The organism is Methylobacterium longum, from assembly GCF_022179385.1.
GTDB classification, from domain to species: domain Bacteria; phylum Pseudomonadota; class Alphaproteobacteria; order Rhizobiales; family Beijerinckiaceae; genus Methylobacterium; species Methylobacterium longum.
Genome location: NZ_BPQS01000050.1, coordinates 16,783 through 35,923, shown reverse-complemented (window position 1 = coordinate 35,923; position 19,141 = coordinate 16,783). Strand labels below are relative to the sequence as shown.

The following is a 19,141-nucleotide window of genomic DNA, read 5'->3' as shown; positions in this document are numbered from 1 at the left end:
TCAGAAAGAAGAACAACAGATCGGCACAAGTCTCTCACGCCAAGCCCTAAAGCTTGGCCGCAAGGACAAACGCCGCCCGCGTCTCCCTTCCTCAATCCAACTTGTCAAAGATCAGTAATCACTCTCGTAATTACCGGCTGAGGAGAAGTCAAGTACCTCGGCTTTCGCCAGATCTACTTTTCTAAACCTCGGGAAGTCCGTCCGACCCGCTCCGTTTTTCTTCCGGACCGCGTCGGGAGGCGCCGTATAGGCTGCCCCGAACCGTCGTGTCAACCGCCCTTTTTCCCCGCGTCGGAACCGAACCGGCCGAGCCGACCACCGGTGCCTCCGTCGACGACGCGCCGTGCGGGGCGACCCGGGGGTCATCCCTGTCCGGCACTGAACGATGGACGCTCCATCAGCCGCCGCGCACCGGGTTTGAGCCTGGCCCAAGCCCGTCGGCGTCCCGACCCGAGGGTCGAAGCCGGCCGGCGATGCGGATGGAAGTATCGGCGGACGGCGTACCGTCGCTGCCGATGAAGCCGATGTAGTGAACCGCATCGCGATGCGCAAGACGCAGGCTGGGATGCGGGCTGCGGCGGGTTCGCCGGCCCTCTCCCCGATCGCGGGCGCAACCCCGCGACGCGACCCGGGATCATCGGGCCTTCCGGCAGCCTTGTCGGGGCGCACGACTTGCGAGCCGGCCCATCCGCCCCGCATCGAACGAGGACACGGCATGTCGCGTCACCACGAGATTCCCGCCCGTCCCGACGCAATGGTGCTGGGCACCTTCGACGCCGCGCGACCGCCCGTCCTCACGGTGGCGTCCGGCGATACCGTCACCCTGCACGCCCATCCGGCGGGCGGCCGCGAGTCGCTCCATCCCGATCCGGCCCGGGTGCCGGCCGACCTGCGGCACGCCCTCGACACGCTGGAGCGCGGCCTCGGGCCGCACGTCGTCACCGGCCCCATCCACGTGGAGGGTGCCGAGCCCGGCGACATGCTGCAGGTCGACATCCTCGACCTGAAGTTCCGCCTCGATTGGGGCTTCGTGTCGATCCTGCCGCTGCTCGGCACCCTGCCGGACGAGTTCACGGACTACGAGACCGTCCACGCCGACATCGACACGGCCCGGGGCGTCTGCCGCCTCCCCTGGGGTACCGAGCTGCCCCTCGACCCGTTCTTCGGCATCCTGGGCACCGCCCCGCCCGCCGCCTGGGGCCGGGTCGGAACTTCGGTGCCGCGGGCCTTCGGTGGCAACATGGACAACAAGGAGCTGAAGGTCGGCACGTCCCTCTATCTGCCGGTGTTCAATCGCGGCGGCGGCTTCTACGCGGGCGATGGCCACGGCGTGCAGGGCGACGGTGAGGTCTGCGTCACCGCCCTGGAGACGGGACTGACCGGCACCTTTCGGCTCACCGCGCGCCGCGATCTCCAGGGCACCTGGCCGTTCGCCGAGACCCCGACCGACCTGATGAGCATCGGCCTCCACGAGAGCCTCGACGAGGCCATGCGCCAGGCCGTGCGCGGGATGGTGCGCCTCGTCTGCGCGCGAACGCACCTGACGCGCAACCAGGCCTACATGCTGTGCTCGCTCGCCGGGAACCTGCGGATCACCCAGACGGTGGACGGCAACAAGGGGGTCCACATGCTGCTCCCGAAGGCCGCGCTGACCATCCCCTGACCTGTCCGGCCCGCCGCCGCGGGTCGGAGCGCGACGGCGGGCCTCGCTGCGATGAACGCAGATCAATCAACGATTTAACTTAGATTAATGCTGTCGATCTCGCGCATTTAAACGTCGAATTAGCTTCTACCGGCCTATTGGAATCCGATCTTCTGCCGCGCGCCGCCCGGCAGCCCATTCCAAGGCACGTGGCATGAGCCCGGATCCCCAGCCTGCCGCCCAGTCGCGCCGGGAAGCGGCGTGGCCGATCCCGGTGCGGCCGGGCGCCGCGCCGGTCGAGCCCCTGCAGGCCTACCTCGACGCGGTCCGGCAGGGCCTGCTGATGATTGATGCCGGCGGTACGGTGATCGCCGCCAACCGCCCCGCGCGGCGGCTCCTGGCCGACCTGTCGGTGGGGCTGCGGACGAACGCCGCCGCCGTTCCGCTGATGCGCGCGGTGCGGGGTGGACCTGCCCCGTCGCGGCGCGCGGCGTTCCTGGCCCTGCGGCGATCGCTCGACCGGCGCCAGCCCGCCGTGTTCGAGCTGCGGCGGGCGGAACACACGGTCCAGGCGGAACTCCAGCCCCTGCCGGACGGAGGCTGGGTCATGACTCTGGAGGATGTCAGCACCCGGAAGGCCATCGAGGCCCGGGCCGACGCGATGGCCCGCCTCGATCCGCTCACCGGCCTGCCGAACCGCCTGTACCTGCGCGAGCGCCTCGCCGAGGCCCTCGCCCGCCTCGCGCGCGACGGCGAGGCCTGTGCCCTGCTGCTGATCGATCTCGACCGGTTCAAGCCGGTCAACGACACCCTCGGCCATCCGATCGGCGACGCCCTGCTGGAGAAGGTCGCCGACCGCCTCCGCTCGACGGTGCGGCCGACCGATACGGTGGCGCGGATCGGCGGCGACGAGTTCGTGATCCTGCAGGCGGGCGTGCGCGACGCGGCGGGCACGCAGGCGCTCGCCCGCCGGATCGTCGACCTGATCGGCCGGACCTACATGGTCGAGGGTCACCTCCTGACCATCGGCGCCAGCGTCGGCGTCGCGCTCGCCCCGGAGGACGGGACGGACGGCGACAGGCTCCTGAAGAACGCCGACCTCGCGCTCTACCGGGCCAAGCTCGACGGGCGCGGCACCTACCGGTTCTTCGAACCCGAGATGGACGCGCGCATGCAGGCGCGCCGCAAGCTCGAACTCGACATGCGCCAAGCCCTGGCGCGGCGCGAGTTCCAGCTCCACTACCAGCCACAGCTGCAACTCCAGAGCGGCACGCTGATCGGCTGCGAGGCCCTGATCCGCTGGCGGCATCCCGACCGGGGGCTGGTGTCACCCCTCGACTTCATCCCGCTCGCCGAGGAGATCGGCCTGATCGTGCCGATCGGCGAGTGGGTCATCCGGCAGGCCTGCCGCGATGCCATGGCGTGGCCGTCCCACATGTCGGTGGCGGTGAACGTCTCGCCCGCACAGTTCAAGAGCGACCGGCTGGTGGAGACGATCATCTCGGCGCTGGCGTCTTCGGGCCTGCCGGCCCAGCGGCTGGAGGTAGAGATCACCGAGGGCGTGCTGCTGCAGGAGAACGCCAAGACGCTCCAGACCCTGCATCGGCTGCGGGAACTCGGCGTGCGGGTCTCCATGGACGATTTCGGCACCGGCTACTCGTCGCTGAGCTACCTGCGCTCGTTCCCCTTCGACAAGATCAAGATCGACCGGTCCTTCGTGAAGGATCTGGCGACCAAACCCGACGGCGAGGCGATCATCCGGGCCATCGCGGGCCTCGGCAAGAGTCTGGGCATGACCACGGTCGCCGAGGGCGTCGAAACCTCCGAGCAGATGCAGCGCATCCGCCTGGAGGGCTGCACGGACGTCCAGGGCTACCTCATCAGCAGACCCGTCCCGCCCGCAGAACTCGCCGAGGTCTTCGCCCTCTATCCACCGGCCTGATCCCCTTCCCACCCGGACGCATTGCCATGAGCGACCTCTACCGCCTCGTCTACGCCAGCAAGAACCTGCTCCAGGGAACGGAGGCCGAGATGACAGCGGCGGTCCGGCAGATCCTGGACGCCTCCCAGCGGAACAACCGGAACGTCGGCGTGACCGGCGCCCTGATGTTCAACGCCGGCGCCTTCGCGCAGGTGCTGGAGGGGCCCCGCCGCGGGGTCGAGGCCACCTTCGAGCGGATCCAGCGCGACCTGCGCCACGGCGACGTGACGGTCCTGCAATGCGGGCCGGCGGAGAGCCGCGGCTTCGAGACCTGGTCGATGGCGTTCGTGGGCCAGTCCGCCCAGGGGCAGGACCGGTTCAGCAGCCTCGCCGCCGAGAGCGGATTCGACCTCGCCCGCCTCGACGGCGACCGGGTCTTCGCCATGCTGCACGGTCTGGTGCTGGAGGAAGAGGCCCTTCCGGCCGGAGCGCCGGCGCCGACGAGCCGTGCCGCGGCCACCCTCGACGTCGCGCAGGTGCGCGCGGAGATCGCGCAGCTGCGGCCGGAGGCCACGGCGCCGGTCGCCGTGCTCGGCCGCGCCACCCCCGCTCCGGATCGCGAGCCGGCCGCCCCGTCCGCCGGAGGCGGGGCCGCTTCGCCGCGGGATGACGCCGAAGCGGCTCTCCGCGTGCTGAGCGCGGCGCTGGCCAGCGAGCGGGATCGTACCAGCGCCCTGCGGGCCGAGATCGACGCCCTGCAGATCACCCTGGCCTCGACCGAGGGTCGGCTCCACGGCCTGCGGGAGGAACGGGACCTCTGGGCCGGGCGGGCTCGGCACCTCGCGCAGGTCATGGTGCGGGAAGCCGATGCCGTGCAGGGCATGCTGGATGCGGTTCCCCCGCGTCCCGTCTCCGACGCGCGCGCCGCCTGACCGGCACACGCGGGATCGCCGGCGGCCGAAAGGCGCGGTCCGTTCTCTTGAAAGTCTGTTCCGTTCTCCATAAAGAACGCGCCGGACGTGCCGAGTCTCCGAGGCGGCACGGAAACGGCGCAGGAGGGAACAGCCGATGGCAGCGGACTTAGCGGCGCGCACGATCGCGGCGACCAACGGCGTCGCGCAGGATACGGCCTTCGGCGCAGTCATCGCGCCGATCCATCTGTCCACCACCTTCAAGTTCCCGGCCTTCGAGCAACCCGGACCTTACGACTACTCCCGCCTCGGCAACCCGACGCGCGACCAGCTCGCCGACACGATCGCCAAGCTCGAGGGCGGCGCCCGGGCGGTCATGGTCGCCAGCGGCATGGCGGCGCTGGATCTCGCCCTGTCGAGCCTGCGCCCCGGCGATCTGCTGGTCGCACCCCACGATTGCTACGGCGGCACCCATCGCCTCCTCAGCATGCGCGGCGCCCGGGGCCACTACCGCGTGGCGTTCGTCGACCAGACCGACCCCGACGCGGTCGCCGCGGCGCTGGCCGAGGCCCCCAAGGTCGTGCTCATCGAGACCCCCAGCAATCCGCTGATGCGGGTGGTGGATGTCCGGCGCCTCACCGCGGACGCGAAGGCCGCTGGCGCGCTGGCCGTGGTGGACAACACCTTCCTGTCGCCGGCCCTGCAGCGGCCGATCGCCCTCGGGGCGGATCTCGTCGTCCACTCGACGACGAAGTTCCTCAACGGCCATTCCGACGTCATCGGCGGTGTCGTCGTCGCGGCCGACAAGGCGGTCGGCGAGGATCTCGCCGCCTGGGCGAACACGATCGGCGTTACGGGATCGCCGCTGGACGCCTACCTGACCCTCCGGGGCCTGCGCACGCTGTTCGTGCGGGTGGAGCAGCAACAGCGGAACGCCGCGGCGCTGGCGGCCTTCCTGGAGGTGCATCCGGCGGTGAGCCGCGTCCACTACCCGGGTCTGCCGTCGCATCCGGGGCACGCCCTTGCCCGGACGCAGCAGGCCGGGTTCGGCGCCATGTTGAGCTTCGAGCTTGCGGGCGGGCGCGACGCCGTGCGGCGCTTCGTCGAGGCGCTGCAGGTCTTCACGCTGGCGGAGTCGCTCGGGGGTGTCGAGAGCCTCGTGGCTCATCCGCCGACCATGACGCACGCGGCGATGGACCCAGAGGCGCGCGCCATCGCGGGCATCACCGATGGGCTGCTGCGCCTCTCGGTCGGGCTGGAGGCCGAGGAGGATCTGCTGGCGGACCTGTCCCGCGGCCTGGCGGCTCTGGGCGGCTGAGCCGGAGGCTCACGCGTCCTCGATCACCTGGAACCCCCCATCGTCCTCGATCACCGTGAACCGCGAGAGGCGCAGGGTCTGGGACCGCTCGGCCGCCTCGTCGCGACACTTGTCGACGTGGACCGCCCGGTTGACCACCTGCAGGTTCGGCGCACCCCAGTAGCCGAGCAGTTCCGGCCAAGGAGCCGCGCGGTGCTCCCGCCAGACCCGGTAGAGCGGCAGCGCGTGATCGACCTCGGCGGTGCGCAGCAACCGCTTTCCCGAGGTCGCGCAGCGGTGGCGCTGGCGAAGCTTGAGCGACCGCACTTGCGCGTGCGGCGCGATCCAGAACTTCCAGGCGGTGACGCAGGCCGCGTGCCAGCCGGCCCGGGCGTTGGGTGCGCCGCTCCCCCAGAGATCTTGGTGCCAGCCGAACCGATAGACGGGCTGGCCGCAGATGCAGCAGGCGCCGCGGCCGCGGGCGTAGGCCGGATCGCGGAAGGGTGCGGGCGGCGTTCGGAAACTCCCGGATCGCCCCTCCGCGCCGAGCTGCCACGTCCAGCCCTCCGGTGTGCCCGACCGGGCCGCCAGGGCCCGCGCGAGTTGATCCGCGCGGAGGATGTGGGCGCGCCAGTAGCTCTCGACGGCGAGCCGCGGTGTCGGTGGAATTAGCGGACGCGCCAGGGCATGCCGAAGCACGGGGGCCGGGAAGATGGGCGGCAAGGCCCGCTCCAGTCTCGCCCGGGCCTGCACGTTGCGGAGGGTTCGCCAGCTGGATGTCGTCATGCCCGGCCGGTGGTAACCCGCGGCCGCCCGGGACGCGACGGCGCCGATGCAACAGCGATCCGGTTCCGCGGCGGGCAGAGCGACGACGCCGAAATCCGTATGTGGCTGCGCCGCATTCCGGAGCCAGCCTCCGCTCAAGGTTAAGCTTGTGTTTCCCGTGAAACATCGGCCCTCCAATAGGGACGGATCGGCGCGCGCCGCGGGGCCCCGCGCCTGCCTGCCGAGCGTTCCACCGGCCCCTGCACCAAGCAGACCGCCGGGTGAGGCGGTTGCCACCTCGGCGGCGAGCGCCCAAGAGGATTGCGGCAAAGGACTTGCCGCCCCTCGCTCATCATCCGCAAAGGCTGCCTCGCCCGTGATCACCGGTCCGTGCCTCATCGTCCAGCCGATCCACGCGGCGGGCCTCGACCGGCTGCGTGCGGCGGGGTTGGAGCCGCGCCCCGCCAGCGGCACCGACGCCGAGACCCTGGCGCGCGAGGTCGCCGGATGTGTCGCCGTCATTACCCGGAACACCGGCTTTCCGGCCCAGGCCATCGCGGCGGCGCCGGATTTGCGGGTCATCGGCGTGCACGGGACCGGCACCGACCACGTGGCCAAGACGGCGGCCACCGAGGCCGGGATCGTCGTGGTCAACACGCCCGGGGCCAACGCCGTATCGGTGGCCGAGCAGACCCTGGCGCTGATCTTTGCCCTGGCGAAGGCGCTGCCGGGCGCCGACCGCTCGGTCCGGGATGGCGACGACAGCTTCAAGTTCACGGCTCGCCTCGTCGAACTCGCCGGCCTGACCCTCGGCCTCGTCGGCTTCGGGGCGATCGGGCAGGCGACCGCCCGGCTCGGCACCGCCCTGGGCCTGCGGGTGCTGGCCTACGGGCCGAGCCGCCCGGACGCCGATTTCGCCACTGCCGGCGCCCTGCGGGCCCCCTCGGTCGACGCGCTCCTGGCCGAGGCCGACATCGTTTCCCTTCACGTACCGTTGACCCCGGACACCCGCGGGCTGATCGGCCGGGACCAGCTCGCCCGGATGAAGCCGGACGCGTTCCTGATCAACACCAGTCGCGGCGGTCTCATCGACGAGGCCGCCCTGGTCGAAGCCCTGGAGACCGGCACGATCGCGGGCGCCGGTCTCGACGTCTTCGCGCAGGAGCCGCTGCCGGCAGATCACCCCCTGGCCCGCCAGGCGCGGGCGATCCTGACGCCCCATGTCGGCGGCTCCACCGGGGCGGCCCTGATCCGCACCGCCGAGACCGCCGCGGCCCGCGTGGTCGATGTGCTGGCCGGCCGGCGGCCGGGCGGGCTGGTCAATCCGGCTGTCTGGGAGCGGCGCCGCGCGCCGTGATGCCCGGAGGCGGCTTGCCGCCGCGAGCTCTGAAGGGCGCGGCCCCCTCCCGGACCAGAGAGGAGGCCCGCGCCCGATCCCGACAGCGCGGCGCAGCAAGCCTCCCCCGTTCGCTCCTCCATCAAGCCCCTGGCGGGCACGCTCGAGATCCGTGGCGGGAATGCGCGGAGCGGTCGGACCCGCGTGAGCATCGCAGTTCGCGACGGCCGGACCTCCGCGGACGCGCGGGGCTCCTGACCGGCCCAGATCACGCGTTTCGTCCGGACCGCGACCGCCCGCCGCGCGCCGTGTCATGCAATCGTCGCAGACGGGCCGGAAAGCCACCCGCTGCATCCGAGGCCAGAGAGGGCTCCATGGACTTCCACCGCCGCTTCACGGTCCTGATGTGCGCTCCGGCCTTCGACCCGGATGACCTGGAGGGCGCGCGGGTCAACCAGATCGTGGCGGCCGTGGAGCAGCGCGGCTTCGAGGTGGTGCGCGCCCGGCGGGTGGAGGACGCCGCCATCGCGGTGCAGACCGACGCGGCGGTCGGCTGCCTCGTGGTCGACTGGGGCAAGCGCGGCCTCGACGGCAAGGCCGCCGCCCTCATCGACATGATGCGCAAGCGCGGCCTGGAGATGCCGATCGTCATCATGGTCCGCCGCAAGCGGCTGGAGGACATCCCGGTCGAGCTCCTCGACTTCATCGACGGCTACATCTTCCTCGCCGAGGAGACGCCGGAATTCATCGCCCGCGGCCTCGTCAGCCGGGTGACGCAGTACGCCCAGACCCTCAAGACGCCGTTCTTCGGCGCGCTGGTCGACTACGCCGAGAAGGGCAACCAGCTCTGGACCTGCCCGGGCCACAACGGCGGCATCTTCTACAACCGGTCGCCGATCGGCCGGATCTTCGTGGAGCACCTCGGCGAGGCGATCTTCCGCGACGATCTCGACAACTCGGTGCTCGACCTCGGCGACCTCTTGACCCACGAGGGGCCGGCGCTGAAGGCCCAGAAGGAGGCCGCCAAGATCTTCGGGGCGGAGAAGACCTACTTCGTCCTCAACGGCACCTCGGCCTCGAACAAGATCGTCCTGTCCTCCCTGGTGGCCGAGGACGACCTCGTCCTGTTCGACCGCAACAACCACAAGGCGGCCCATCACGGCGCCCTGTTCCTGGGCGGCGGCATCCCGATCTTCCTGGAGACCGACCGCAACGCCTACGGGCTGATCGGACCGATCTTCCACGAGGCCCTGGACGAGACCCGGATCCGGGAGAAGATCCGCCGCAACCCGCTGGTGACCGATCCGGAGGCGTGGCGCCGGGAGCGGCCGTTCCGCGTCGCGGTGATCGAGCAGTGCACCTACGACGGCACGATCTACGACGCCCAGGAGATCCTGGAGAAGATCGGCCACCTCTGCGACTACATCCTGTTTGACGAGGCCTGGGCGGGCTTCATGAAGTTCCACCCGCTCTACGCGCGGCGCTTCGCCATGGGGCTGACCGGCCTCGATGAGACCTCGCCCGGCATCGTCGCCACGCAATCGACCCACAAGCAGCTCGCGAGCTTCTCCCAGGCCTCGCAGATCCACACCCGGGACGGGCACATCCGCGGCCAGACCCGGCGGGTCGAGCACAAGCGGCTGAACGAGAGCTTCCTCGTCCACGCCTCGACGTCGCCCTTCTACCCGCTCTTCGCCTCCCTCGATGTCGGCGCCCAGATGATGAAGGGGCGCTCCGGCATGATCCTGTGGGACGACACGATCCGGCTCGGGATCGAGTGGCGCAAGAAGGTCCGGGCGATCCGGCGCGAGTTCGAGGAGAACGAGCGCGACCCGGCGCGGCGCTGGTTCTTCGATCCCTTCGTGCCGGACGTGACCCGGAACGCCGACGGCGCCGAGGTGCCGTGGGAGAGCGTGCCCACCGACGAGCTCGCCGCGACGCCTCGCCACTGGGAGCTGAAGCCGGGCGCCCGCTGGCACGGCTTCACCCACGTGGCGCCGGGCTACGCCATCACCGACCCGAACAAGCTGACGGTGCTGACCCCCGGCTTCGACCGGCACACGGGGGCCTACGCGGAGCACGGCGTGCCGGCCCCGATCGTGGCGCAATACCTGCGTGAGAACCGGATCGTCGCCGAGAAGAACGACCTGAACTCGCTGCTCTTCCTGCTGACCCCGGGGGTCGAATCCTCCAAGGCCGGCACGCTGATCTCGGGCCTCGTCGCCTTCAAGCGGTACCACGACGACAACGCCCCGCTGGAGGAGGCCATGCCGGAATTCGTCAACCGCCGGCCGAACCGCTACCGCGGCGTGCGCCTGCGCGACCTCTGCAGCGAGCTCCACGCCTTCCACCGGGAGGCCGGCACCTCCGCGCTGCAGCGGCGCCAGTTCGCGCCGGAACACCTGCCCGAGATGGTGATGCCGCCCAAGCGCGCCGCCCAGCTGCTGACCCGCAACAAGGTCGACTACGTGCCGATCGCCGAGGCCGAGGGGCGGATCGCCACCACGCTGATGCTGGTCTACCCGCCGGGCATCGGCACGGTGCTGCCGGGCGAGCGCCTGGACGAGCGCGCCAAGCCGATGCTCGACTATTTCAAGATGTTCGAGGCCTCGGCCAACCTGTTCCCGGGCTTCGAGGCCGAGATCCAGGGCGTCTACCGCGAGGTCGACCCGGACGGGCGGATCCGCTTCCACACCTACGTGGCGCGGGAGGGGGCCTGATGGAGATCGAGGTCGAGGCGCCCGGCCTGCTCCCGTCCCGTGCCTGCCCCGACATCGTCATCCGCGCCTCCTCGGACGCCGATGTCGAGGCGATGGTGGCGATCTACGAGCACCATATCGGCAAGGGCGTGACTGATGTCGGCGTCGCCGAGGAGGACCGGCTGCTCCCCGACGACCTGAAGCGGCGGCGCAAGACCATGCGCAAGAAGCGCCTGCCGCACTTGGTGGCCGACCGGGACGGCGCGGTGGCGGGCTACGCCTACGCGGTGCCGTTCCGGAAGCGCCCGGCCTACCGCTACACCCTCAAGCACTCGATCTACGTGCATCCCGACCACCTCCATGCCGGGATCGGCCGACGGCTCCTGCCGGCCCTGATCGAGGCCTGCGCGGCGGGCGGCTACCGCCAGATGATCGGCTACATCGACGCCGAGAACGCGGCGTCCCTGCGCCTCCACGAGGCCTGCGGGTTCGAGCGGGTCGGCTACCTGCGGGCGGTGGGCTTCAAGTACGGCCACTGGTCGGACAGCGTGATGGTCCAGCGCGCGCTGGGGACGGGGTCGGGGGACCGGCCGGGGTAGCGGGTGGCTCAGTGGCCTGAGGCGGACCGCGCCGTCGCGACGAGGTCGACCTCGACGCCGACATCGAGCGCCACCCACTGGCCCGAGGCCCAGGCCCCCTGCCCGACGCCGAACTCGGTTCGGACGAGACCGACCCGCCCGGTGGCGTGCGCCGCGCCGCCTTCGACGGCCAGGTGGAACGGCAGCGTCACGGGCCGGCTCGTGCCGCGGATCGTCAGCGTCCCGGTGGCAGCGTAGTCGCCCTGCCCCTTGTCGACGAAGCGGGTCGCCTCGAAGCGGGCCGTGCTCGACCCCTTGACGTCGAACCAGTCCTTTTGCGGCAGGGCCTCGTCGCGCTGGACGTCCCCGGTCCGCGCGCTGGCGAGGTCGACCAGCACGGTCGCGTGCCCCGCCTCGGGCTTGGCGGGGTCGAACTCCACCGCGGCCTCGAACCGCTCGAACCGCCCGGTGAACGGGACGCCGACCTGCACGCCCGAGAACCGGATCGCGCTCTTGGCCGGATCCACCGTCCACTCGGCGGCGGAGGCCGGCAGGGCCGCGCCCGGGAGCGCGCCCAGCAGCGCCCCCAACAGCACCCCAGAGAGTGCTCTCTGGGGCGCCGCGAGCCGGCCGAGGTGACGCGTGTTCATCGGGTGGGCTCCACGATCGGGGCGGTCGACGGCCGGCGCCCCGGCAGCATGCGGCGCAGCACGTCGTCGCGCAGGAGGAAATGGTGGCGCAGGGCCGCCGCCACGTGGACGGCGAGCAAAGCCGCCAGGACCCACGCCCCCAGGGCGTGGACCCGCTTGAGGATCCCCTCGGCGGCGGCGGGGTCGGGGACGAGGCCCGCCAGCGGCAGGTGCGGCCAGGGCACGATCCCGTACAGCACCGTCGGGATGTTGAACGGCGACAGCGAGACCACGGCCCAGCCGGTCAACGGCAGCCCGACGAGGAGCAGGTAGAGCAGGTGATGCGCCGCCGCGGCCGCCCGCCGCTCCCGTGCTGGCATGCCGGCCGGTTGCGGCGGCGGCCGGTGGGTCAGGCGCCAGAGGACCCGCAGGGCCGTCAGCGCCAGCACGGTGACGCCGACCGACTTGTGCCACTGGTAGAGCTGGAACTGGCGCAGCGGCGCCAGGGCCGCGTGGGTCATGGTCAGCCCGATGCCGATCAGGACGAGCACCGCGAGGGCGCTCGCCCAGTGCAGCAGGATCGCCAAGGCCGAGTACCGCCGCGCGGAAACCCCGTTCGCCATGGCGGATCCTCCTGCCCGCGGCCCTTACTCCTGGCGCTCGAAGGCGCCCGCGATGGTGAGGTGCAGCTCGTCGCCGATCAGCGGGACGTAGGTCTTCACCCCGAACTCGGAACGCTTGAGCGTGCCGGTGGCCTCGAAACCGACCGTGACCTTCTTGCTCAGCGGGTTCACGCCGGCGCCGACCAGGGTGACGTCCAGTGTCACCGGCTTGGTCACGCCATGGAGCGTCAGGTCGCCCGTCACCTTCGCGTGGTCCTTGCCGGCCGGCGTGACCTTGGTGGACACGAAGGTCATGTCGGGGAACTTGGCGGCGTCGAGCCACTGGTCGCCCTTGAGCTCGTCGGTGAGCTTGGCGCTGGTGGTCGTCACCGAGGCGACCGGGATCTTCACCGACAGCTTGGCGGAAGCCGGGTTCTTCGGCTGCAGCTCCAGCGTGCCGGACACGTCCGAGAAGCCGCCGGCATAGTTCGAGAAGCCCATGTGGGACACGCGCCAGCCGACCTGGGTGTGGCCGGGATCAACCGCGTAGGTGCCGGCCTGGATCTGCGCCGGGTCGCGGGTCGGCGGCGTCTGGGCTCGGACGGCGGTGGCGGCCGGGGCGGCGATCAGCAGGGCCAGCAGGCCGGAGGCGAGAATCGACTTCAAGGGTGTCTCCTACAGGGCAGACGGTCGAGCGCGATTCGTTGCGCCGCAGCAGCCCTGTAGACCCGTTCACGGGACCGGTTGAGCCTGCTATCCGGAACCGCATGGTTGCGAGATCGGAAACCTTCCGGGGCGGACTCGAGGATGTGCGGGCCTTCTGCGCCGTCGTCGATCTCGGCACGGTGACGGCCGCGGCCGCGAGCCTGCAGGAGACCAAGGGCAGCGTCAGCCGGCGGATCTCCCGCCTGGAGCAGGCGCTGGGCGCCCGCCTGATGGCGCGGACCTCGCGGGCGGTGTCGCCGACCGCCGAGGGTCTCGCCTTCTACGCCAAGGCCCAGGCGAGCCTGACGCTCCTCGACGAGGCGGCCGAGACCGCCCGCGACGCCCGCACGGTGCCGGCCGGGCATCTGCGGATCACCACCTCCATCGATTTCGGCATCGAGGTGATGCCCGAGATCGTCGCGAGCTTCCGGGAAGCCTACCCGCAGATCACCGTGGAGATGCTGAACACCGACGCGCGCCTCGACCTCGCGGCCAACCGGATCGACCTCGCCCTACGGCTCGGCGGCGCGGAGGAGACCGGCTACCGCGCGCTGGTGCTGGCGACCCTGGCGGTCGGCTTCTACGCCGCCCCCCGCTACCTCCTGCGCCGCCCGGCCCCGACGGACCTCGCCGGGCTGCGCGACCATGACCTGATCCTCGCCCGCGAACGGTTCGGTACCGGGGGACTGGCCCTCACCGACGGGCAGGGCCGCACAGAGCCGCTGGCCGTCACTCCGGCGATCCGCGTCAGCGACTTCGCCACCGCCCACCGGTTGACCCTGGCGGGGGCCGGGATCGGCCATCTCCCGAGCCTCGTCGCCGCCCGTGCCGTGGCGGCAGGCCAGATCGTGCGCGTCCTGAGCCCCTGGGCAACCCGGGGCGCGCATCTGCGGGCCGTCACCCTCGCGGGCCGCGAGTTGCCGGCCCGGGTTCAGGTGTTCCGGGAACACGTGCGCGGCGCGCTCACGACGTGTGATGAAAGCCCAGCAAGGCCGATAATTTGTGCCACGAATACAGGCAACTAGCTAAGGTCATCACTATAAGCGCGCTAAATAGCGCTAAATCGATAAAATTGTATCGGCCGGCGTATCCCGGTTTTGAGGGCTCGCCTGCACGATGCGGTGCAGCGGCGTCCCGAGCCGCACGGCGGCCGCTCCGCGGCGCCGGACCGCATCAATTCTCGCGCGGACGCCCGTCATGCCCCTTCGCAGCAGGTGCCTGCACACCACCCTTCTCGTCGTCGGCGCGCTCGCGCTGGCCGGATCGGGCCTCGCGGGGGCGCCGGCCTTCGCGTCGCTGTCGAGTGCGGCCCGCATCGTTCTGCAGAAGGGACGCCACTACATGCCGACCGATCTGTACCTGCGCCGCGGCGACACGATCACGCTGCGCAACGGCGACGAGAGCCTGATCCACCACGCCTTCATCGAGACGGACCGGTTCTCCTTCGATGCCGGTGACCAGGAACCCGGCACCGAGACGCACCTGACGCTGGCCGAGCCGGGCGACTTCGTGATCCAGTGCGGCATCCACCCGAAGATGAAGCTGACCATTCACGTCCAGTAGACCGACCGGTCCGGGGATCGGGTCAGCTATCGCGGCCGATGCCGAGGCCGCGGAGGATGTCGCCGATCGGATCGATCTTCGCGGCCGGGGCGGCCGGGGTGGATTGGGGGGCGGCGGGCGCGACGGCGGCCCGGTCGGCGGTCGCGGTGCGGGCGAGGGCCGCGTGGCGCAGCCGCGTATTCCGATGCGCCGCGCGCTCGGAGGCCCGGGGCCGGCGTGCCATCGCGGTCTTCCGAAGCGGCTCGGCCGGGCCGGCCATCTCCCCCGGAAGCGGCAGAGCCGGCATCGCGCCGGGCGGCATCACGGCGACGCGCTGCGGCGCCGGCACGGCCCGGGGAAGGTCATCCGAAGTGGCGCGGGCATCAGCGCGGGCATCGGCCCGGATCGTGCCGGTCGTCTCCGGGGCGGCGACGCGGGCCGGCGGGTCCGTCCACGCCACCGGCGCGGCGGCGACGGGCCGGATCGAGCCGGCCTGTGGCTCAGCAATGCCCGGATGCAGACTACGCGCGGCCACGACCAGCCCGAATACGGCAATGGCAGTGGTTGCGAGGGTAGACCGGAAGTGTTCCATAGCGGAAAAACGAACGGCCAAGCTCCTGGTTCCGCGGGATCGGAATCGCAGGCGCGCCTCGGGTCGCACGACCGGACAGAAAAAAGGCCACTCCCGAAGGAGCGGCCCGAAGTCTAGGGAGGAAACGCCCAAGAAGGGCTGCGGGACCGCGACGCCATCGCGATCCCGCACTGCACAGATAGGATACCGCATTGCGGCATGCAACGGTCAGGCGGCCCGAGAGACATGCATAGCTAACGGGGTCCGATCGATCCCGCATTCCCGGGGAGCATGGCAACACGCCCCTACGGCATATCCGGACGGTCGTCGTGTCCGATCAGGCGCTCAACCTCGGCCAGGGCGACGGCGCGGGCCGCCCGCTCCGAGGCATGCGGGCGGTACGACCCGCGGACCAGCTTGCCGCGGTCGCGGATCGCCCAGGTGAACCGGCCGGGATCGTGCCGGCTCGGCCTGACCTCGACCGTGTAGAGATGCCCGCCATTCGCACCCATGCGTAGAATGTGCGGGATCGGGCGGTGCCGGGATAGGGGGTGCGACCGTGAGTGGCAGCGGCTACCGGGCCGCTCGGGACCGGCCGGCTTCGGTCCTGGACGTCTCTCCCGCGCCCTCGGTCCGCAGGCCCAGCCAGACGACGTGCTTGGGTCCGCTGCCGCGGCCGCTCGCGTGGACCCGCATCTCCTCCACCGCGAAGCCCGAGCGTTGCAGACGGCCCTTGAACTTCCGGTCCGGGGCGCCCGACCACACGCCCAGGATGCCCCCCGGCCGCAGCGCCCACCGGGCGCGCTTGAGGCCCCAATTGTCGTAGAGCCGGTCGTTCGCCCGGCGCATCAGCCCCTCGGGGCCGTTGTCGACGTCGAGCAGGATCGCGTCGTACCGGTCCGGGCCCGCCTGGATCAGGCGGTTCACGTCGGCCTCCTGCAGGTCGACCCGCGGGTCGTCCAGGCAGCCGGCGAAGACGTGCGCCAGGGGTCCCCGCGCCCAGGCGATCACCGCGGGGACCAGCTCGGCCACCACCACCTGCGCCTCCGGGCCGAGCCCGTCGAGGGCCGCCCGCAGGGTGAAGCCCATGCCGAGGCCACCGATCAGGATCCGGGCCCGGGGTCGATCCTTCAGCCGGGCACAGGTCAGCGCGGCGAGCGCCACCTCGGAGCCGCTGCGGCGGTTGTTCATCAGCTCGATCGTGTCGGCCAGGATCGCGAACTCGTCGCCCCGCCGCATCAGGCGCAGGTCGGTGCCGCCACCGGGCACGCTGCCGGTGTCGAGATGAACCCAGGGTATCACGGGGGCGTCCTTACACTTGGCGGGCGGAAGAGGATCACGGCACGGGCGGGGCGGTCCACGGGTGCGGCCTGTGCGCGCTGCGCAACCCCGTGCCCGGAACCGTGCCTTGCCGCGATCGATTCCGGCGGCGTATCAGCACCTATGGCCAAGCGCATCAAGTCCAGACCGCAGGAGCGGGGCTTCATTATGTTCGACATCGTCTACACGGACGGGTCTCGGGCCTCCAACCGGCGCGTGCCAGTGGAGATCCTCGGCGGTTTGGACGGCGACGAGCCGGCCCGGCAGCTCATCGCCGAGCAGGAGGAGGAGATCGCCCGCAAGGCCGGGCGGCCGGGCCGCGAGATCCAGAGCCTGACGCGCTCGCCCATCGTCAAGCCGAAGCCGGTGGCGTGAGGCGGGGCGCGTCCAGCCCGAGCCCGGACCGCGCCACCCGGCCCCGATGACCGCGCCCGTCGAGACCGTGTGCGGGCCGGTCAGGCCGTCTCGGCGAGCCGGCGGGCGACCTCCTCCCGCAGCGCCTCGTTCATCTCTGCGCACCGGGCCTGGAGGCGGGGCCGCAGCCACGGGAACAGGCCCGGTGCGAGCAGCCCCGCGAAGGTCTGCGCCTGGACGAGGCTGACGCCCTGCCGGGTCTCGATGATGCGGACGTCGTGGCAGCCCGTCAGCAGGTGCGGCCGCGCGAGCCCGCCGCGCCACGTCAGCCGCCGGCCCGGCTCCCAGCAGGTCACCTGAACCCGCAGCGTCAGGTATGAGCGGCCGTTCAGGGTGAGCTCCAGGCGCCAGCGCGCTTCCCTGCGCCGCCCGCCCTCCGCCTTGCGGATGAAGGGATTCCACGCCGGATAGGATTCCAGGTCCGACAGCACGGACCAGACCGTCCCGGCCCGTGCCGGAATCGGGATCTCGGCGCTGCTGATCCGGCTGACCGTCATGCATCCCTCCCGGCAAACGGGCCTCCCCGGAGATCCGGCGTCGCGCGGCTCAGATCGCCCCCTCGAGGACCTCCAGCGTCCGCAGGATCGCGAAACCGATCCGCTCCGCCTCCGCCTCCGCCCCCTCGGCGACCGGCAGCAGCGCCACGGTCTCGACCATCATCCCCTCCTCCGGTCCGACCACGACCCGGACCACGTCGCCCTCCTCGGCCGACGGATCCCGGATCAATCCGACCCGGTGACCGGCGCCGGTGCCGAGGACGCGCAGGGGCGGCTGCGCGGCATCCGGCTCCACGGGTGGACGACGGTTGCCGAAGGCCGGGCGAATGACGTTGTCGTCGGACATGGGAGAACCGTCCCTTCAGGCGCGCGCGGCCGAACCCGCCGGTGCCGAGCCAGACGTTGCCGAGCCAGACGTTGCCGAGCCTGCCGGTGCCAGACCCGCCGTCGTCAGGACCGCGTCGGCCAGAACCTCCATGCCGGCCCGGGCCCAGTCCGGCGTGATGCTCTCGGCCTCGTTATGGCTGATGCCGCCGTGGCAGGGGCAGAACACCAGGGCCGCCGGGACCGCGCGGGCGCAGTAGACGGCATCGTGGTAGATCGCGGTGGGCATGCGCGTCCAGGCGTGTCCCCGCGCCTCGGCGGCCGTCTGGACACGGTCCACCAGCACCGGGTCGAACGGCGTCGGCGGCGCGCGCCAGAACTCCGCGACGCGGATCGAGACGCCCCGCTCCGCCGCCAGGGCGTCGGCCCGGGCGCGAATCCGCGCCCGCATCGCCTCCAGTTGCTCGGTGTCGCCGTGGCGGGTGTCGAGGCTGAACCAGACCCGGCCGGGCGTGATGTTGCGGCTCGCCGGCTCGGCGGTCAGCACGCCCACGGTGGCGCGACCGCGCTCGTCCCCGGCGCCGACCGCATCGCGGGCGATGTCTTCGAGCGCGGCGATCAGGGCCGCCGCGGCCATCATCGCGTCGTGCCGGCCGGCCATGGGGCTGCCGGCATGGGCTTCCTCGCCCAGCACCGTGATCTCGTACCAGATCTGAGCCAGCGCCCGGTCGACCACGCCGATCGTCAAGCCCGCATCCTCCAGGCGCTTGCCCTGCTCGATGTGCAGCTCGAAATAGGCGCCGATGCCCTGCAGCGCGGCCGGATCCGCCTCGCCCTGCCAGCCGATCCGCCGCAGCTCGTCACCGAAGACGTGGCCGGCGAGATCCCGGGTGGCCATGATCTCGGCCTCCGGGACGATCCCCATGGCGACGCCGCTGCCGCTCATCGGCGGCGCGAAGCGCGAGCCCTCCTCGTTGCACCAGTTGATCAGCAGGAGGGGCGCCTCGGTCTCGATCCCGGCCTCGTGCAGCGCCCGCATGATCTCCAGGCCGGCGAGCACGCCGAGCGGCCCGTCGAACTTGCCGCCGGTGGGCTGGGTGTCGAGGTGGCTGCCGATGGCGACCGGCTTGCGGGTCGGATCCCGCCCCGGGCGACGGAAGACCATGTTGCCGACCCGGTCCACGGTGAGCGTGAGCCCCACCGCCTCGCCCCAGCGCCGGAACAGGGCGCGCCCCTCGGCGTCGCGGTCCGTCAGGGTCTGCCGGTCGTTGCCGCCGTTGGGGAGCGCGCCGATCCGGGCGAGCTCCATGAGGCTGTCCCAGAGCCGGTCCTGCGAGAGCGGGAGGTTGGTGCGGTCCGTGATGCGAACCATGGAGCCTCTGGCGAAT

Annotated in this window: 20 protein-coding genes; 10 read left to right on the top strand and 10 right to left on the bottom strand. The window is 71.5% G+C overall.

Features of this window, described 5'->3' with window-relative positions; genetic code table 11:
• Positions 1-715 precede the first annotated feature (715 nt).
• The 4 genes from MFF58_RS26015 to metB all read left to right on the top strand — a co-directional run bounded on the left by MFF58_RS26015 (position 716) and on the right by metB (position 5,792).
• The gene (locus MFF58_RS26015; RefSeq protein ID WP_238292146.1) at positions 716-1,663 is read left to right on the top strand and encodes an acetamidase/formamidase family protein; all 948 of its coding nucleotides are present in this window, start codon (positions 716-718) and stop codon (positions 1,661-1,663) included.
• Between the two features lie 193 nt (positions 1,664-1,856).
• A complete protein-coding gene (locus MFF58_RS26010; protein WP_238292144.1) occupies positions 1,857-3,584 on the top strand; it encodes a putative bifunctional diguanylate cyclase/phosphodiesterase in 1,728 nt (575 codons plus the stop codon).
• Positions 3,585-3,610: 26 nt separating this feature from the next.
• A complete protein-coding gene (locus MFF58_RS26005; RefSeq protein ID WP_238292142.1) occupies positions 3,611-4,495 on the top strand; it encodes a BLUF domain-containing protein in 885 nt (294 codons plus the stop codon).
• A 136-nt stretch (positions 4,496-4,631) separates the two neighbouring features.
• Positions 4,632-5,792: a cystathionine gamma-synthase gene (gene metB / locus MFF58_RS26000; RefSeq protein ID WP_238292140.1), complete on the top strand. Its 1,161-nt coding sequence runs from the start codon at positions 4,632-4,634 to the stop codon at positions 5,790-5,792.
• A 9-nt stretch (positions 5,793-5,801) separates the two neighbouring features.
• Here metB and MFF58_RS25995 read toward each other — a convergent pair whose 3' ends face one another.
• On the bottom strand, positions 5,802-6,557 hold the full coding sequence (locus MFF58_RS25995) for a hypothetical protein (RefSeq protein WP_238292138.1): 756 nt from the start codon (positions 6,555-6,557) through the stop codon (positions 5,802-5,804).
• 355 nt (positions 6,558-6,912) lie between these two features.
• On the opposite strand from MFF58_RS25995, the gene MFF58_RS25990 reads away from it, so the two are divergent.
• The 3 genes from MFF58_RS25990 to MFF58_RS25980 all read left to right on the top strand — a co-directional run bounded on the left by MFF58_RS25990 (position 6,913) and on the right by MFF58_RS25980 (position 11,170).
• Positions 6,913-7,893, top strand: a complete 981-nt coding sequence (locus MFF58_RS25990) for a hydroxyacid dehydrogenase (RefSeq protein ID WP_238292136.1) — start codon at positions 6,913-6,915, stop codon at positions 7,891-7,893.
• A gap of 353 nt (positions 7,894-8,246) precedes the next feature.
• Positions 8,247-10,592, top strand: a complete 2,346-nt coding sequence (locus MFF58_RS25985; RefSeq protein WP_238292134.1) for an Orn/Lys/Arg family decarboxylase — start codon at positions 8,247-8,249, stop codon at positions 10,590-10,592.
• Positions 10,592-11,170: a GNAT family N-acetyltransferase gene (locus tag MFF58_RS25980; RefSeq protein WP_238292132.1), complete on the top strand. Its 579-nt coding sequence runs from the start codon at positions 10,592-10,594 to the stop codon at positions 11,168-11,170. The genes MFF58_RS25985 and MFF58_RS25980 overlap by 1 nt, the downstream gene beginning before the upstream one ends.
• An 8-nt stretch (positions 11,171-11,178) precedes the next feature.
• Here MFF58_RS25980 and MFF58_RS25975 read toward each other — a convergent pair whose 3' ends face one another.
• From MFF58_RS25975 to MFF58_RS25965, 3 genes are read right to left on the bottom strand one after another with little or no spacing between them, the layout of a single operon-like run.
• Positions 11,179-11,799: a YceI family protein gene (locus MFF58_RS25975; RefSeq protein WP_238292130.1), complete on the bottom strand. Its 621-nt coding sequence runs from the start codon at positions 11,797-11,799 to the stop codon at positions 11,179-11,181.
• Entirely contained in the window at positions 11,796-12,401 is a 606-nt protein-coding gene (locus MFF58_RS25970) for a cytochrome b (RefSeq protein ID WP_238292128.1), read from the bottom strand. The genes MFF58_RS25975 and MFF58_RS25970 overlap by 4 nt, the downstream gene beginning before the upstream one ends.
• A gap of 24 nt (positions 12,402-12,425) precedes the next feature.
• Entirely contained in the window at positions 12,426-13,046 is a 621-nt protein-coding gene (locus tag MFF58_RS25965) for a YceI family protein (RefSeq protein WP_238292126.1), read from the bottom strand.
• A 101-nt stretch (positions 13,047-13,147) separates the two neighbouring features.
• On the opposite strand from MFF58_RS25965, the gene MFF58_RS25960 reads away from it, so the two are divergent.
• Both MFF58_RS25960 and MFF58_RS25955 read left to right on the top strand, forming a co-directional pair.
• Entirely contained in the window at positions 13,148-14,110 is a 963-nt protein-coding gene (locus MFF58_RS25960; protein ID WP_238292124.1) for a LysR family transcriptional regulator, read from the top strand.
• A gap of 172 nt (positions 14,111-14,282) precedes the next feature.
• Complete coding sequence (locus MFF58_RS25955; RefSeq protein WP_238292122.1) at positions 14,283-14,648, top strand: cupredoxin domain-containing protein; 366 nt, start codon at positions 14,283-14,285, stop codon at positions 14,646-14,648.
• A gap of 22 nt (positions 14,649-14,670) precedes the next feature.
• Here the strand turns inward: MFF58_RS25955 and MFF58_RS25950 are convergent, their stop codons facing one another.
• The 3 genes from MFF58_RS25950 to MFF58_RS25940 all read right to left on the bottom strand — a co-directional run bounded on the left by MFF58_RS25950 (position 14,671) and on the right by MFF58_RS25940 (position 16,500).
• A complete protein-coding gene (locus MFF58_RS25950; protein ID WP_238292120.1) occupies positions 14,671-15,162 on the bottom strand; it encodes a hypothetical protein in 492 nt (163 codons plus the stop codon).
• A 341-nt stretch (positions 15,163-15,503) separates the two neighbouring features.
• Positions 15,504-15,710: a hypothetical protein gene (locus MFF58_RS25945; protein ID WP_238292119.1), complete on the bottom strand. Its 207-nt coding sequence runs from the start codon at positions 15,708-15,710 to the stop codon at positions 15,504-15,506.
• A gap of 61 nt (positions 15,711-15,771) precedes the next feature.
• Entirely contained in the window at positions 15,772-16,500 is a 729-nt protein-coding gene (locus MFF58_RS25940) for a spermidine synthase (protein WP_238292117.1), read from the bottom strand.
• Positions 16,501-16,641: 141 nt separating this feature from the next.
• On the opposite strand from MFF58_RS25940, the gene MFF58_RS25935 reads away from it, so the two are divergent.
• Positions 16,642-16,893 (top strand): hypothetical protein, encoded by a 252-nt coding sequence (locus tag MFF58_RS25935; protein WP_238292115.1) that lies wholly within the window; start codon positions 16,642-16,644, stop codon positions 16,891-16,893.
• Positions 16,894-16,973: 80 nt separating this feature from the next.
• Here the strand turns inward: MFF58_RS25935 and MFF58_RS25930 are convergent, their stop codons facing one another.
• The 3 genes from MFF58_RS25930 to MFF58_RS25920 are packed head-to-tail and all read right to left on the bottom strand — an operon-like array spanning position 16,974 to position 19,125.
• Positions 16,974-17,429, bottom strand: a complete 456-nt coding sequence (locus MFF58_RS25930; RefSeq protein ID WP_238292113.1) for an SRPBCC domain-containing protein — start codon at positions 17,427-17,429, stop codon at positions 16,974-16,976.
• Between the two features lie 49 nt (positions 17,430-17,478).
• Complete coding sequence (locus MFF58_RS25925) at positions 17,479-17,775, bottom strand: hypothetical protein (RefSeq protein ID WP_238292110.1); 297 nt, start codon at positions 17,773-17,775, stop codon at positions 17,479-17,481.
• Between the two features lie 15 nt (positions 17,776-17,790).
• Positions 17,791-19,125: an allantoate amidohydrolase gene (locus MFF58_RS25920; protein ID WP_238292108.1), complete on the bottom strand. Its 1,335-nt coding sequence runs from the start codon at positions 19,123-19,125 to the stop codon at positions 17,791-17,793.
• Between the last annotated feature and the right edge of the window lie 16 nt (positions 19,126-19,141).